Origin of the sequence: Micromonospora inyonensis (genome assembly GCF_900091415.1) — a bacterium.
In the GTDB taxonomy this organism is placed as follows: domain Bacteria; phylum Actinomycetota; class Actinomycetes; order Mycobacteriales; family Micromonosporaceae; genus Micromonospora; species Micromonospora inyonensis.
In genome coordinates, this window is sequence record NZ_FMHU01000001.1 from 845522 (window position 1) to 860087 (window position 14566).

At 71.7% G+C, this 14566-nt stretch carries 15 protein-coding genes; 5 read left to right on the forward strand and 10 right to left on the reverse strand.

Annotated features, from left to right (window positions below):
* Positions 1-197: 197 nt before the first annotated feature.
* From GA0074694_RS33875 to GA0074694_RS03750, 3 genes are all read right to left on the reverse strand, one after another.
* Entirely contained in the window at positions 198-302 is a 105-nt protein-coding gene (locus GA0074694_RS33875) for an Ms5788A family Cys-rich leader peptide (protein ID WP_342670916.1), read from the reverse strand.
* A 154-nt stretch (positions 303-456) separates the two neighbouring features.
* Positions 457-1245, reverse strand: a complete 789-nt coding sequence (locus GA0074694_RS03745) for an LmeA family phospholipid-binding protein (protein ID WP_091452439.1) — start codon at positions 1243-1245, stop codon at positions 457-459.
* Positions 1246-1337: 92 nt separating this feature from the next.
* On the reverse strand, positions 1338-2375 hold the full coding sequence (locus GA0074694_RS03750) for a hypothetical protein (RefSeq protein ID WP_091452442.1): 1038 nt from the start codon (positions 2373-2375) through the stop codon (positions 1338-1340).
* Between the two features lie 252 nt (positions 2376-2627).
* Between GA0074694_RS03750 and GA0074694_RS03755 the strand changes: the two genes are divergently transcribed.
* The 3 genes from GA0074694_RS03755 (at position 2628) to mshD (ending at position 5506) form a co-directional block, all read left to right on the forward strand.
* A complete protein-coding gene (locus GA0074694_RS03755) occupies positions 2628-3341 on the forward strand; it encodes a winged helix-turn-helix transcriptional regulator (protein WP_091452444.1) in 714 nt (237 codons plus the stop codon).
* A 217-nt stretch (positions 3342-3558) separates the two neighbouring features.
* Positions 3559-4401 (forward strand): polysaccharide deacetylase family protein, encoded by an 843-nt coding sequence (locus GA0074694_RS03760; RefSeq protein WP_091452447.1) that lies wholly within the window; start codon positions 3559-3561, stop codon positions 4399-4401.
* Between the two features lie 157 nt (positions 4402-4558).
* The gene (gene mshD / locus GA0074694_RS03765; RefSeq protein WP_425413600.1) at positions 4559-5506 is read left to right on the forward strand and encodes a mycothiol synthase; all 948 of its coding nucleotides are present in this window, start codon (positions 4559-4561) and stop codon (positions 5504-5506) included.
* On the opposite strand, the gene GA0074694_RS03770 is transcribed toward mshD, so the two are convergent.
* From GA0074694_RS03770 to GA0074694_RS03795, 6 genes are all read right to left on the reverse strand, one after another.
* Entirely contained in the window at positions 5487-5999 is a 513-nt protein-coding gene (locus GA0074694_RS03770; protein ID WP_091452456.1) for a hypothetical protein, read from the reverse strand. The genes mshD and GA0074694_RS03770 overlap by 20 nt on opposite strands.
* A gap of 66 nt (positions 6000-6065) precedes the next feature.
* A complete protein-coding gene (gene pstB, locus GA0074694_RS03775) occupies positions 6066-6830 on the reverse strand; it encodes a phosphate ABC transporter ATP-binding protein PstB (RefSeq protein WP_232625059.1) in 765 nt (254 codons plus the stop codon).
* Between the two features lie 111 nt (positions 6831-6941).
* Positions 6942-7853, reverse strand: a complete 912-nt coding sequence (pstA, locus tag GA0074694_RS03780; protein ID WP_091452464.1) for a phosphate ABC transporter permease PstA — start codon at positions 7851-7853, stop codon at positions 6942-6944.
* Positions 7850-8842 carry a phosphate ABC transporter permease subunit PstC gene (pstC, locus tag GA0074694_RS03785; protein WP_245714534.1) on the reverse strand — a complete coding sequence of 331 codons (993 nt, stop codon included), beginning with the start codon at positions 8840-8842 and terminating at the stop codon, positions 7850-7852. Before pstC ends, pstA begins: the two co-directional genes overlap by 4 nt.
* Positions 8843-8934: 92 nt before the next feature.
* The gene (gene pstS / locus GA0074694_RS03790) at positions 8935-10020 is read right to left on the reverse strand and encodes a phosphate ABC transporter substrate-binding protein PstS (RefSeq protein ID WP_091452471.1); all 1086 of its coding nucleotides are present in this window, start codon (positions 10018-10020) and stop codon (positions 8935-8937) included.
* A gap of 220 nt (positions 10021-10240) precedes the next feature.
* Positions 10241-10888, reverse strand: coding sequence for a phosphate signaling complex PhoU family protein (locus GA0074694_RS03795; protein ID WP_091452474.1), 648 nt, complete (start codon positions 10886-10888; stop codon positions 10241-10243).
* Positions 10889-11170: 282 nt separating this feature from the next.
* Here GA0074694_RS03795 and GA0074694_RS03800 point away from each other — a divergent pair, with 282 nt between their 5' ends.
* Entirely contained in the window at positions 11171-12385 is a 1215-nt protein-coding gene (locus tag GA0074694_RS03800; protein ID WP_091452478.1) for a low temperature requirement protein A, read from the forward strand.
* A 109-nt stretch (positions 12386-12494) separates the two neighbouring features.
* Here GA0074694_RS03800 and GA0074694_RS03805 read toward each other — a convergent pair whose 3' ends face one another.
* Positions 12495-13328: an NUDIX hydrolase gene (locus tag GA0074694_RS03805; protein WP_091452481.1), complete on the reverse strand. Its 834-nt coding sequence runs from the start codon at positions 13326-13328 to the stop codon at positions 12495-12497.
* A gap of 198 nt (positions 13329-13526) precedes the next feature.
* On the opposite strand from GA0074694_RS03805, the gene GA0074694_RS03810 reads away from it, so the two are divergent.
* The gene (locus tag GA0074694_RS03810; protein WP_091452484.1) at positions 13527-14504 is read left to right on the forward strand and encodes a Gfo/Idh/MocA family protein; all 978 of its coding nucleotides are present in this window, start codon (positions 13527-13529) and stop codon (positions 14502-14504) included.
* Positions 14505-14566: the final 62 nt, after the last annotated feature.

Genomic DNA, 14566 nt, shown 5'->3' on the forward strand with positions numbered 1-14566 from the left:
CGGATCACTCCCTGGTGAGGGTTGCGGGTGAGTCGACGCGCGGGGAAAGGTCGGTGTCTGCCGCACCGCGCGCGGGACCCAGGATGGACGGATCTCGGGTTGGATGCGACGGCGCCACTGCCGGGCGAACGAGGAGAACCGGGGGTGAGGAGGGAAACCCGCCGGTGGCCGCTACACAGCCGGTTGCAGCTCCGCCGTCAGATGACGGAGCGACACAGGCAGGTGGCCACGCGGCACAGGTCGACCGCGCGCCGTTTGGTGAGGAGCGTCCCCATGACCTGGGAGCCTACCAGCGTTCCCATGCCCCGCCACCGGCCCGACCAGCATCCGGGACGCCTGAGCAGGCGTTCCGGGCGTGGTTCGCACCACACCCGGCGATCCTTCCGGCCCCGCCGGCCGCGGCGCGGCGCGGGCAACGGCCGCCGTGGCCGGCCGCACCGGCCACGGCGCGGCGACTCAGCCGACCGAACTGATCGGTACGTCCCGGGCGTCGGCGGTGACCGCGAGCCCCTCCGGCAGCGGTCGGACCTCCCGCACGGTGAGCTGGAACGGCAGGTCGGGCAGGGGAACGTCGATCGAGATGCTGCGCGCGTAGTTGTTGAGCAGGACCCGGGCCATCGGCACGTTCGGCAGGCCCTCGGCGTCCAGGTCGCTGAAGCGCAGCGCCACCTTGCCCTGTTCGCTGACGCTGACCTCGGCGTTTCCGGTCACCGTCAGCTTCTGCCCGAGGATGTCCACCGGCGCGGTGACCGCCAGCTTGCCGTCCTTCTCGCCGAGCTTGAGACCGGGCCGGTCGAGGAACGCCGCCAGGCTGTCGTAGCTGACCGTTCCGGTGCCGTCGACCCGCTCGGCCACCACGTCACCCTGACCGGAGCGGATGGTGTCCAGCGACGCGGTGACGCCCCGGGCGTCCACGTCGAGTTCCGGCAGGTTGACCGAGTTGCCCTCGACCGTGCCCTGGACGTCGCGCAGCCGGATGGTGATCCGCTCGTACTTCCCGCCGAGCACCTGGGTGAGGAAGGGGAAGCCACCGACCTCGACCTTCGGCGGTTGCGCGCTGGCGTCCTGCTGGGTCAGTTCCTGGCGGACCTGGTCGGCGATGGCGTCCTCGGCGACCCCGGCGGCGATCCGGTCGGCCACCACGACCAGTCCGACCAGTATCAGGAGCAGGACCAGCAGTCCGATGAGGACCTTGCGGCCCCGCCGACGGGGCCGTTCGTCGTAAGCCGGGTGGGCCTCGGTCACGCCGCCTCCACTCTCACGTCCGGTGTCGCCTCGGGGGCACACCGGTGGTACCCGATGGGCCCACGCCTCAACCGTGCGGCAGAGGACGCGGGTCAGAGGAACAGTACGCACACCAGATAGGCGGCCGGTGCGGCGAGGGCGATGCCGCCGAGCGGTCCCTGCATGTGCCGTGCGATCCAGAAGGTGGGCGGCTCGCCGGCCATCAGCCGGCCCGCCTCGGCGTACCCGACGGCGAGGTCGGCCAGCACGGCGGTGGCCGCGGTGACCAGGCCGACCAGTGCGCCGCTGGTCGGGGTGAAGCCGACCAGGAAGCTGCCGAGCACGCTGCCGGCCAGGGTGCCGAGCATCGCGCCGATCACCACGCCGGCCGCGCCCCGGGGCACCTGGGGCGCGAGCCGGGGCCAGGGCAGCACCGCGTCGGTGATCCGCGCCACGGTGAGCGCCAGCGCGGTGGCGGTGAGGCTGACCGTGATGGTCTGGGTGCCGGCCGGGATCCGGCTCAGTGGCAACAGGGTGGCGAAACCGGCCACGCCGGCCACGATGAGCAGGGTGGTGCCGAACGAGTCGGTGAGCCGCCGCCGGTCGACCCGACGGACGAGCTGGCCGAGCAGGGCGACCACCAGATTGCCTGCGGCGACGTAGAGCAGCGGGATCAGCCGGGCTTCAGCCGTCTGTAGCGCGACGGTGTCGGCCACCCCGGCGGTGGCCGCGCCGACCAGGGCGACCACCAGCAGGGCCGGCGGACGGGTCGCCATCGTCCAGGCCAGAACGAAGAGGAGCTGCACGCCGAAGATCACGATGGCGAAGGGCAGCCGGTGGCCGGGGCCGGAGGTCTGCGCGGCGAGGACCAGGCCGAGCCCGAGCAGCACGGCGAAGCCGGCGATGGTCAGCGAGAGCCGCTTGTCGATCTCGACCGGCTCGATCTCCTCCTCGTCGATCTCGTCGTCGGCCTCGTCGTCCGGGCGACGTGCCAACGGATCGCCGGGCCGGAAGCGGCGGGGGCCGCGCCGCTTGCGCGGGCCGACCAGGTCGTCGAGGCCCGGCCCGACCCGCGGCGGGGGGAAACCGGCCGGTGGGCCGTCGTCGGACCAGGGGTCGGGACCGGCGGCGGGAGACGCGGAGGCAAACACGACACGATCGTGCCAGACCCGACCACGTGCGGGGCGGACGCCGTTTCACGGACGTTAAAACCTGTGCCGCAAGTGTGGGCATCCCCGGCAAAGGGGAAACGACTCAGGGGCTGACCACGGGCGATCGGTTAGGCTCGAGCCCTGACCCGCCCGCCAGCGACGCCGGGACCACGAGTTCTCAGCGCCGCGCCCCGCCCTGGGTGCCGTCGCTGGTCGCCTGCGGCTGACCGCCGCCGGGACGGAGGTGATCGTGTGGAGATCCTGCTGCTGGTGACCGCACGCGCAGGTGAACCATCCGCCGTACTGCCGGCACTTGACCTACTGCCCCACTCGGTCCGTACCGCGCCGCGCGACGTGCGGACCCTGGTCGCCGGGCCGAGCCCGGACGCGGTCCTGGTGGACGCCCGTACCGAGCTGAGCGAGGCCCGGGCGACCTGCCGGATGCTGCACGCCACCGGCCTGGGGGTGCCGCTGGTCGCGGTGGTCACCGAGGCCGGGCTGATCGCGCTCAACGCCGACTGGGGGGTCGACGACGTCATCCTCGCCACCGCAGGCCCGGCCGAGGTCGAGGCCCGGCTGCGGCTGGTGGTCGGCCGGTTGAGGAACGCCACCGCCGGAACCGGGGGTTCGATCCGGGCGGGCGAGCTGACCATCGACCCGGACACCTACGCGGCCAAGCTCAAGGGACGCCCGCTCGACCTGACCTACAAGGAGTTCGAGCTGTTGAAGTTCCTCGCCCAGCACCCGGGTCGCGTGTTCACCCGCGACCAGCTCCTGCGCGAGGTCTGGGGATACGACTACTTCGGCGGCACCCGCACGGTCGACGTGCACGTCCGGCGACTGCGCGCCAAGCTCGGCTCGGAGTACGAGTCGATGATCGGCACCGTCCGCCAGGTGGGCTACAAGTTCGTCGTCCCGCCGTCGCGTTCGCTGCCGGACGCCGAGCACGCACCCTTGCCCGCATGACCGATATTCCCCCCTTTTAGGGGTTAGTAGACAAATAGCCCTCTTGTTCGGTTGGCCGGTCCTAGTGTGACTGGCGGACCAGCCGAAGAAGGGGGCGACGGGTGCGCACGACGACCGTACGAGCGACAGGTGGCGTCGTCGTCGACACCTGCGCCGATGGGCGCAACCCGCCCCGCCCGTCGGGTCGTCCCGACGCACCGACCGGCCGGGGCGCCTGATGCCCGCCGTGTCGCCGCCCCGCACCCTGGGGATCGTGGTGCTGGTGGTCGCCGCCTTGCTCGGCTCGGCGTACGCCCTCGGACGCAGCCTGATCGGGCCGGTGGACACCCCGGACGTCACCGCACCGAGCGACCAGCCGCACGTCGCCGACCAGCCACCCGCGACCAACGTGCCTCCGCAACGCACCCCCGGCCCGACGGTGCCGGTGGACGAGCCACCACCCGACGGCACCGACGAGGGCGGCCCCTACGGCACCCGGGCGACCACCGGCACCGGGCAGGTGGCGCTCACCTTCGACGACGGACCGGACCCGGACTACACCCCGCAGGCGCTCGCGGCACTGCGCGCGTACGGGGTGACGGCGACCTTCTGCCTGGTGGGCGAGAACGCGCGGGCCCACCCCGACCTGGTACGCGCGATCGCCGCCGAGGGGCACACCCTCTGCAACCACTCGTGGAACCACGACGTGCTGCTCGGCAGCCGCTCGTACCAGTCGATCCAGGCCGACCTGCTGCGCACCAACGAGGCGATCCGGGCGGCTGTGCCGGGGGCGCGGATCGCGTACTTCCGGCAGCCCGGCGGCGCCTGGACGTACCCGGTGGTGTCGGTGGCCCGGAGCCTCGGCATGGTGTCGCTGCACTGGACGGTCGACCCGGCGGACTGGCGGAAGCCGGGCGCGGCCAGCATCGCCGACACGGTCACCGCCGGCACGGTGCCCGGCTCGATCGTGCTGCTGCACGACGCGGGGGGCGACCGGCAGGGCACCGTGGACGCGCTGTACCGGATCCTGCCCAACCTCACCAGCCGCTTCCAGGTCGTAGCCCTGCCCCCCGACCTGTAACCCGCCGGGGCTTGGTGGTTGGTGGTTGGGCTTGGGCATGGGCTTGGTGTTTGCAGGGGGCCCTTCCTCGACAAAAAGCGGTAACAGGGGGCCCCTCCTACCGCCGGGGGCGGAGGGCGAGAGCAGGAACCGTTACCGTGGCGGGGTGGCAGACGGGGTGCGGGGTGACGCGGTGACGACCGCGCGGGTGGACCGGAACGTGCGACTGGACGCGACCGGGATCGCCGACGTGCTGGCATTGGCACGGATTGCCGGGGACGCCGACGGCGCGGAACCGCTCGACGAGGCGGTGCTGCTCCGGCTGCGGGATCCGCAGGCCGCCGCCGTGCACCTGACCGCGCGGACGCCCGAGGGGCTGCTCGTCGGGTACGCACACCTCGACGTCACCGCGCCGGCCGAGGGGACCGGCCTCGACCTGGTGGTGCACCCGGCGTACCGGCGGCGCGGACTGGGCCGGACGCTCGCCACGGCGGCTCTGTCCGAGGCGGACGCGGCGGCCCCGGTCGGCCGGGCGGCGGTCCGGGCCTGGGCGCACGGCGACCATCCGGCCGCTGCGGCACTCGCCGTCGACCTCGCCTTCGTCCGTGCCCGGGTGCTGTGGCAGATGCGCCGGTCGCTGACCGGGTCGCCGTCCGCACCGCAGCTTCCCGACGGGGTGGCGCTACGCGCCTTCCAACCCGGCTCGGACGACGACGCCTGGCTGGCGCTCAACGCGCGGGCCTTCGCCGACCACCCCGAGCAGGGCCGGTGGACCGCCGACGACCTCCGGCTCCGCCTCGCCGAGCCGTGGTTCGACCCGGCCGGTTTCCTGCTCGCCGTCGAGGAGTCGACCGGGCGCCTGCTCGGTTTCCACTGGACCAAGGTCCACCAGCGGGCGGGCTCGACCCCCATCGGGGAGGTCTACGTGCTCGGGGTGGACCCGACGGCGCACCGGGGCGGGCTGGGCCGGGTGCTCACCGCCGCCGGTCTGGCATACCTGCGCGAGCGGCGGGGCCTGGACCGGGTGATGCTCTACGTGGACGAGTCGAACACCGCGGCGGTGGCGCTCTACCTGCGGCTCGGTTTCGCCCACTGGTGCGCGCACGTCAACTACCACCGGGCCTGACCGCTTCGCCGGCTCGGGCCAGCTTCCACTGCCCGGCCTGCTCCGACGTCATCCAGTAGAAGGTGCCGGCCCGGTCGTCGAGGCTGCCGGTGACGTACCGGTTCATCGGCGGCCCGAGTTCCCGGAAGGTCGGGTGGGCGCGGAGCATCCGGGTCATCCCGGCCAGCGCGCCGCCGAACCGGTGCCGGGAGACGCCCACCTCCACGCAGATCGCCTCCGCCGAGAACCACTCGCCGGGGCGCACGGCGAGTAGGTCGAGGACCTTGAGCACGGTGTCGTGACTCTTCGACCGTCCGGTCGCGAACCGCCGCAGATCCGCCACGGACCACTTGCCGGCGAGTTCCGGTGGTGCCGGCCGGGCGGGTGGCCGGGCCGGCAGGCGGACGTCGCCGCCCTGCCGGTCCAGCTCCGCCAGGAGCGCGGCGACGTGGCGCACGTACGCGACCGGAACGGCGATGTGCACGAGGTCCGCGCCGACGTCGTGAGTGACCACATCACCTTCCTTCGGATCGACGGTTCCGGCCGACGGCCCGGGGAGCCCGGGTCGGCACGGTGCCGGTCAGCCGAAACGTCCGGTGATGTAGTCCTCGGTCCGCTTGTCACCCGGGTTGGTGAAGATCTTCGAGGTCTGGTCGAACTCCACCAGCCGGCCGTGCCGCACCTGCTGCTCGTCCACCTCGGCGGTGAAGAAGGCCGTGTAGTGGCTGACCCGGGCGGCCTGCTGCATGTTGTGGGTGACGATGACGATCGTGTACGACTTCGACAGCTCGTACATCAGGTCCTCGATCTTGCTGGTCGCGATCGGGTCGAGGGCCGAGCAGGGCTCGTCCATCAGGATCACGTCCGGCTTCACCGCAATCGTCCGGGCGATGCAGAGCCGCTGCTGCTGGCCGCCGGAGAGGGCCAGGCCGCTCTTGCGGAGCTTGTCCTTCACCTCGTCCCAGAGGGCCGCGCCGGTCAGCGCCTCCTCGACCTGGTCGTCGAGGTTGCCCTTGATCCCGTTGATCCGCAGCCCGTAGGCCACGTTGTCGTAGATGGACTTCGGGAACGGGTTGGGCTTCTGGAAGACCATGCCGATCCGGCGGCGCACCTGGATCGGGTCGACGCCCTTGGCGTAGATGTCCTGGCCGTGGTACGTCACCGAGCCGGTCACCCGGGCACCGGGGATCAGGTCGTTCATCCGGTTCAGCGAACGCAGGATGGTCGACTTGCCGCAGCCGGACGGCCCGATCATCGCGGTGATCTGGTTCTGCCGGATCGGGATCGTGGTGCCCCGGACGGCCTCGTAGCTGCCGTAGTGGACGCTGACGTCGCGCAGCTCCATGACGGTGGTGTCCCCGGCGGCGTGCGGGCCGGCGTCGCCCCAGCCCTCGCCGGGCGCGCTGATGGCGACGGACGGACGGTGGTCGCTCACGGTGCGGTGCTGGGCCATGGTTCAGCGCTCCTTCAGGGCGAAGCGGTTGGCGATGAGACGGGCGACGACCGTGAACAGGACGACGATCACGATCAGGGTGAGAGCCGCCCCCCAGGCCCGGTCCTGGGCACCGACGAAGGGCTGGCTGGCGTTGCGGAAGATCTGCGCGGGCAGGGCGGTGTTCGTGCCCTCGAAGAGGTTCGGATTGTTCGCGAAGGTGATGCCGGTGACGATGATGATCGGCGCGGTCTCCCCGGCGGCGCGGGCCACCGCGAGCAGCGAGCCGCTGGTGATGCCGGAGATCGCGGCGGGCAGCACGACGGTGAGGATGGTCCGCCACTTACGCGCGCCCAGCGCCAGGCTCGCCTGGCGCAGCTCGTCCGGGACGAGCCGGAGCATCTCCTCGCTGCTGCGGATCACCACGGGGAGCATCAGGCAGGCCAGCGCGAGCGCACCGGCGAAGCCGGACTGCTCGCCGACCAGCAGCACCCAGCCGATGTAGATGAACAGACCCATGACGATCGACGGCACGCCGGTCATCACGTCCGCCATGATCCGGATGATCCGGGCGAGCGGCTTCTGCTTGCCGTACTCGTTGAGGTAGATCGCGCCGAAGACCCCGAGCGGGATCGCCATCAGCGACGCCATGCCGGTGATGATCAGGGTGCCGACGATGGCCGGGCCCATGCCGGGCCCGGAGCGCCGATACGAGTTCGGAATGTCCTCGGTGAGGAAGTCGAGGCTCATCACCCCGCTGCCCCGGCTGATCACCGTCCAGGCGACCAGACCCAGCGGCACCACGGCGAGCAGCACCGCCAGGTAGATACCGCCGCTGGCCAGGTGGTTGACGATCCGGCGGCGGGTGGACAGGGCACGCCCCGACAGGTCGGGGACGACCGGGGTGCGGGTGGCCGGCTCGACGGTGGCGGTCACGCCACGCCTCCCCTCATGCGGGCCTCCGCCCGGCGGACGATCGCCTGGGCGGTGAGGTTGATCGCGACGGTCATCGCGAACAGGACGACGCCGAGCCCGATCAGAGCGGCGGTGAAGGTGCCGGTGGACTCGCCGAACTGCTGCACGATCACGGCGGCCATGGTGTTGCCCGGCTCGAAGAGGTTCGCGGAGATGTTGGTGGCTCCACCGATGACCAGCGCGACGGCGATGGTCTCGCCCATCGCGCGACCCAGGCCGAGCATGACCGCGCCGACGATGCCGCCGAAGCTGTGCGGGAAGACCGCGCCCCGGATCATCTCCCAGCGGGTCGCGCCGAGCGCCAGGGCGGCGTCCTTGTCGGCCTGCGGGACGGTGCCGAAGACCTCACGGCAGATCGAGGTGATGATCGGGGTGACCATGATCGCCAGGATCAGGCCGGCGGTCATGAAGTTCCGGCCGCTGGCCGCCTCGCCGAAGACACTGCCGAGCACCGGGACGCCACCGAACACGTCGTGCAGCCACTGGTAGAACGGCACCAGCTTGGGTGCCAGGACCAGGATGCCCCACAGGCCGAAGACCACCGACGGTACGGCGGCCAGCAGGTCGATGACGGTGATCGCGGCGCCGCGCAGCCGGCGGTGCGCCAGCTCGGTGATGAACAGCGCGATGCCGATCGACACCGGCACGGCGACGACCAGCGCGATCAGCGAGGAGATCGCGGTGCCGTACATGAAGGCCAGCGCGCCGAAGACGGCCTCACCGGCCCCCGGGTTCGGGTCCCAGGTGTCCTCGGTGACGTAGCGGAAACCCATCTCGGCGAACGCCGGCCAGGCCTCCCGCACCGTGGTCACCAGGATGAGCGCGAGGATGGCCAGGACGAGCAGACCGGTGCCGAGCGTCCACCAGGAGAACGCGCGATCGGCGAGAAGGCCGCCCCGCTGTGGCGTCAGGGTCGGCCGGGTGTCGGGTTTGTTCTCTGTGATGGTCACCTTCAACTCCAGTGGCGGCGCGGCTACCCCGGCGGGACGGGACCGGGGTTCCGGTCCCGTCCCGGCGTGGACGGTGCGTTTCTCGGCTCGGATCAGCCCTGGATCTTGTCGAGCTGGGCGAGCGCCTTGTCCTTGAGCGAGGTGGGCAGCGGCGCGAAGTCGACGTCCTTGGCCAGCTCCTGGCCGTCGGTCAGGATGTACTTCACGAAGCCCTTGACCAGCTCGGCCTTCTTGGCGTCGTCGTACTTGGTCTTCACCAGGATGTAGGTCGGGGCGGTGATCGGGTACGCGGCGGCGCCGGCGGCGTTGAGCGGGTTGTAGCTCAGGTCCTCCCTGATCTCCGCGCCCTCCAGGCCGGCGGTCGTGCCCTCCAGCGAGGGAACGACGAACTGGCCGTCCTTGTTCTTGATCGCGGCGAACGTGAGCTGGCTGGCCTTGGCGTCGCTCAGGTCGACGTAGCCGATGCCGCCGTTGGCCTGCTTGACGATCTGGGCCACACCGGTGTTCTTCTCGCCGCCCTGGGTGGTCGACGGCCAGGCCACGGTGTCACCGCTGCCGAGCTTCCAGACGCCCTTGGCGGCGGCGTCCAGGTACTTGGTGAAGTTGTTGGTGGTGCCCGAGCCGTCCGAGCGGTGCGCGACGGTGATCGGGGTGTTCGGCAGGGTCACGCCGGGGTTGTCGGTGGCGATCGCCGGGTCGTTCCAGGTCTTGATGTCGGCCTGGAAGATCTTGGCCAGCGTCTCCGGGCTGAGCTGGAGCTTGTCCACGCCCTTCAGGTTGTAGCTGACGGTGATCGGGGCGGCGACGGTCGGCACGTAGAGGAAGGAGCCGGCGGCGACCCCGTCGCTCTCCTTCACCAGGCTGTCACTGCCGGCGAAGTCGACCAGGTTCTGCCCGAACTGCTTCTTGCCGGTGCCCGAGCCGGTCGCGTTGTAGTTGACCGTGACGTCCGGGGCGACATCCTTGAAGGAGGTGATGACCTCCTGGTAGTAGGCGTCCGGGAAACTGGCACCCGAGGCCTTCAGCTCACCGGAAAGGCTCGCGTACTCGCTTCCGCCGCTCTTGCCGGCGGCGGCGGGGGTGTCGTTGTCGTTGTCGCTGGAGCCACAGCCGGTGAGAGCCAGCGCGGCGAGCGCGACGCCGGCAAGGACGCGCCGGGAGAGCACGTTGCGGTTCACCTCAGAATTGCCTCTCTCTTGGGGTTGGGCCGGACCTCTCGGGGCCTGACCGCTGCCGACGCTAAGCGGGCCAGGTAGCCGGTTCCCCGGAGCTTGGTTAACCGAAGGTGAACAGGTCGCCAGGAGAATGTTGCCGTCGACCGAGGCGCGGTTGTCCGCTATGTGAACGAATCGAGGCGTCTGCGTCCGGCCGCCCGACCACCGGCGCGACCCGTGGTCGTCAGAGGACGCCGCGCGCCATGTCGCCGCCGACCAGGTACGCCACCCGGCGGGCGACGTTGACCGCGTGGTCGGCGAAGCGTTCGTAGTACCGCCCGAGCATCGCCACGTCGATCGCCGCCTGCACCCCGTACGGCCAGGCGTCGGTGAGCACCGTGAAGAGCCGCTCGTACTGCACGTCGAGTTCGTCGTCGTCCAGGCCGAGCTGGATCGCGTCGAGCCGGTCCCGGGTGACCAGGACCAGGGCGGCCTTGTCGGCGATCCGCGCGGTGGTCTCCGCCATCGCGCCGATCAGCGGACGGACCGGCGGCGGGACCACGGGTGCCGGGTGGCGGGCGAGCACGAGCTTCGCGATGTGCGCGGCGAGCGCGTCCATCCGGTGCAGTTCGGTGTTCATCCGCAGCGCGGACAGCACCAGCCGCAGATCGGAGGCGACCGGCTGCTGCCGGACGAGGGCCAGCGGCACCAGCTCGTCGATCCGGCGGTGGGTGGCCGCCCGCTCGGCGACCTCGGCCAGCACCGCCCGCGCCCGGTCCGGGTCGATGTCGAGCAGGGCAACACTGGCCCGGCCGATGGTGCCCGCCGCGTCCCGGCTCACCGTGGCGAGGAGCCCGGAGAGCCGGTCGAGCTGCTCCAGGTGGCTACCCATCGCTCTCTCCCCCCGCCAGGCTCGTCGTCGACCGGTGGGTACCGGCCGCCGATTCGTCAGTCCTGACCACCATCCCCCGCCGTCGGCAGGAAAGCCAGTCGACGCGGTACGACGGCAACGGTGGGGCCGGGAGGGTGCGGCTCACGCGTCCTTCGGAGCTGCCCCGTCCACAGGACCACGCCGCCAGGTCGACCACGGTGCCAGCGTTCCCAGGAGCCCACCTGACGGGTCGAGCCGACCCGCCTATCATGAAAGTTACAAGACGGACAGAACGGGCGGCCGATGACGCCTAGACAGGGCACGCCGCTGCGCGGGGGCGAGGGGCCACACGAGTCCACGATCCTGGATCTGCTCCTGGACCTGGTCTTCGTCTTCGCGCTCAACCGGATCGCCGAAGAGGCCATCCACCACCTGACCGACGAGCAGCACCTCGTCCTGCCCGGGGTCGGCGAGGTGCTGCTGCTGTTCCTGGCCATGTGGCTGGTGTGGTTCTTCGCGGCGTTGTCGGCGAGCAGGTTCGACCCGCGGTGCCCGGAGATCCAGGCGGTGATCTTCTGCATCGCCTTCGGCAGCGTCGTGATGGGAGTCTCGGCACCAGCGGCGTACGACGGGCACGGCGGCTACTTCGTCGGCGCGTACGTGGCGATCCAGGTCGGCCGTCCCCTGGCGTTGGCGCTCTTTCAGCGCAGGCCCGTCCACCAGACCCTCGTCCCACCGCCGATCCCGGCGCGGATCCTCTGTTGGTCCGTGGTCGCCGCCGTGCCGTGGATCGCCGGGGCGGTCGCTCCCACCGGCCTCGCCCGGGGCGGGCTGTGGACGCTCGGGCTGACCATCGAGTACGTCGGACTGGTCCTCGGCTGGCCCACGCCGAGACTGGGCCGCAGCCGCATCCACGACTGGGACCTGGTCGGCGAGTACCTGGCCGACCGCTACCGCCAGTTCTTCATCATCGCCCTCGGCGAGTCGATCCTGCTGAGCGGGCTGGCCTTCAGCAGCAACCCGTTCGGTGCGGGACGAACGGTGGCGTTCGGATGCGCCTTCATCACCACGGCGTTGCTCTGGCGCATCTACTTCTACCGTGCGGGAACGGTGTTGAAGAGCGCCGTCGCCACCGCCACCCAGCCGGCCCGCCTCGTCGCGTACGGATTCGTCACCCATCTGACGATGGTGGTCGGCGTCGTCGCCACCGCGGTCGGCTACGGACTCGTCATCGACCACCCGTACGACATGGCGAACCCGGTGTGGCTCGCCGCCGTCCTCGGCGGACCGGCGCTGTTCCTGGCCGGCCGGGCCCGCTTCGAGTACGACATCTTCGGGCGGGTGTCCCCCGCCCGGATCATCGGCATTCTCGTCCTGGCCGCGATGAGCCCGATCCTGGTCCGGCTGCCACTGCTGACGGCGACCGTCGCCGCCCTGGCCGTCCTGCTGGGCGTCGCCATCGCCGACGCGGTCCGCGCCCACGGCAGGTCGCGGGAGAGTCCCATGCCCCCTCACTGAGCGCGGCGGCGCCGGGCAACGGCGGCACCCGGAGTCGCCTGCCGCCCCCGGCCGGGCAGCGGCCAGCTGGGCCGCGCCCGCCTCCGCCGGTACGGCTCGTCCCCGCCCGTCAGTCCAGCGTGAAGTAGGGCGTGTCGCCGTCGAGGTCGGCCAGGCGGGGCGTGACCGGCGTGGCGGCGTCCCGACCCGCTGCGGCACGGGCCACACCGTCCAGGTCCCCGGCCGCCGCCACCTGCTCCAACGTGAGCAGCGTCGGCGGCAGCATGGTCAACTCCCCCGCCGCCGCCCGGCGCAGCGCGTCCGCCGGGCGGACCCACATCGTGTGGTCCGCCTCCCCCGAGACGTCCCGGGTCCGCTGCCCCTCCGGCAACAGGGCCACGAAGAAGTACGTGTCGAAGCGGCGCGGCTCGAACTCCGGAGTGATCCACCGGCTCCACGGCAGCAGCAGATCCGACCGCAGCGTCAGCCCCCGGCCGGTCAGGAACTCGGCGAAGTGCGTCCGCCGCTTCTCCAGATCGACCCGGGCAGCCTCCCAGTCGTCGCCGCTGACGTCCCCGACCACCGTCGCCGGATCCGGGCCGGCGAGCAGCACTCCCGCCTCCTCGAATGCCTCGCGGGCGGCGGCGCAGACCACCGCCTGGGCCGCCTCCGACGCGACCCCCAGCCGCCCGCCCCACTCGTCGGGGTCGGGGCCGGCCCAGCCCGGGTGCGCCTGCGCGTCCGACGGGTCCACGCCGCCGCCGGGGAAGGCGTACACCCCGCCGAAGGCCATCGCGGCGACCCGGCGGATCACGTACACCTGGAAGCCGTCGGTGGCCGGACGCAGCAGCAGCACGGTGGCCGCAACCCGGGGCACCGCCGGGGTGCCACCCTCGGCGCGGAACCGGCGGGCGTGCTCGACCAGCACGGCCGGGGCGGGAAAGCTGCCGCTGTCGATCGTCATGGCGCGAGCCTAGTTCCCCGCGCGCGGCCCCGACGACCACCGCTGGGTGGTAGCAGGGGACCCCTCCTCCTCAAAAAGCGGTAGCAGGGGACCCCTGCTACCACCAAACCCCCAGCGCCCCGCCTGGGCGGGCGCCGTCGTCCCGGCGGACGGATCGACGGTGCTGCCCGGGGCCGATCTGCGCTAGCGTCCCGTCGCATGACACGTTGGGGCATCCTGGCCACCGGAAACATCGCCGCCCGCTTCGCCGAGGACCTCACGCTGGTGCCGGACGCCGAGCTGGTCGCCGTCGGCTCACGCACCGCCGAGGGCGCCGAGCGCTTCGCCGCGAAGCACGGCGTCGCCCGGGCGTACGGCTCCTGGGCGGAGCTGGCCGCCGATCCCGACCTGGACGTGGTGTACGTCGCCACGCCGCACGCCGCGCACCACCAGGCGACTCTGGCCTGCCTGGACGCCGGTCGCGCGGTGCTGGTGGAGAAGCCGTTCACCCTCGACCTGGCGGACAGCACCGAACTGGTCGAGACCGCGCGCTCCCGTGGCGTCTTCCTGATGGAGGCCATGTGGATGCGGTGCAACCCGCTGATCCTGCGGATGGCGGAGCTGGTCGCCGAGGGGGCGATCGGTACGGTCACCGGGCTCCGGGCCGACTTCAGCATGGAGGGGCCGTTCCCGCCGGAGAGCCGGCTGCGCGCCCTGGCGCTCGGTGGCGGCGCTCTGCTGGACGTGGGTATCTACCCGGTCAGCCTGGCGCACCTGCTGCTCGGCGCGCCCGACCACGTGCGCTCCTGGGCGAAGATCAGTCCCGAGGGCGTGGACGAGAACACCGGCATCGTCCTCGGGTACGACTCCGGGGCGGTCGCCACGCTGAGTTGCGGTCTGCTCGGAGCGAGCGCGGTGACCGCTTCGATCACCGGCACCACCGGCCGGATCGAGCTGCCGTCGCTGTTCTTCCGTCCCGACTCGCTGACCCTGCACCGGTCCGGTCGGGAGCCGGAGACGATCCGCACCGAGCTGGTCGGCAACGGCTACCAGTACGAGGCGATCGAGGTGCAGCGCTGCCTGGCCGAGGGGCTGTTGGAGAGCCCGCTGGTGCCGCACGCGACCACGCTCGAGGTGATGGGCCTGCTGGACGACGTCCGCGCCCAGATCGGCGTGGTGTATCCGGGCCGGTCGTAGCCTCCTCGGGTGGTTGCAGGGGCCCCCTCCTCATCAAAATGCGATAGGAAGGGGCCCCTGCA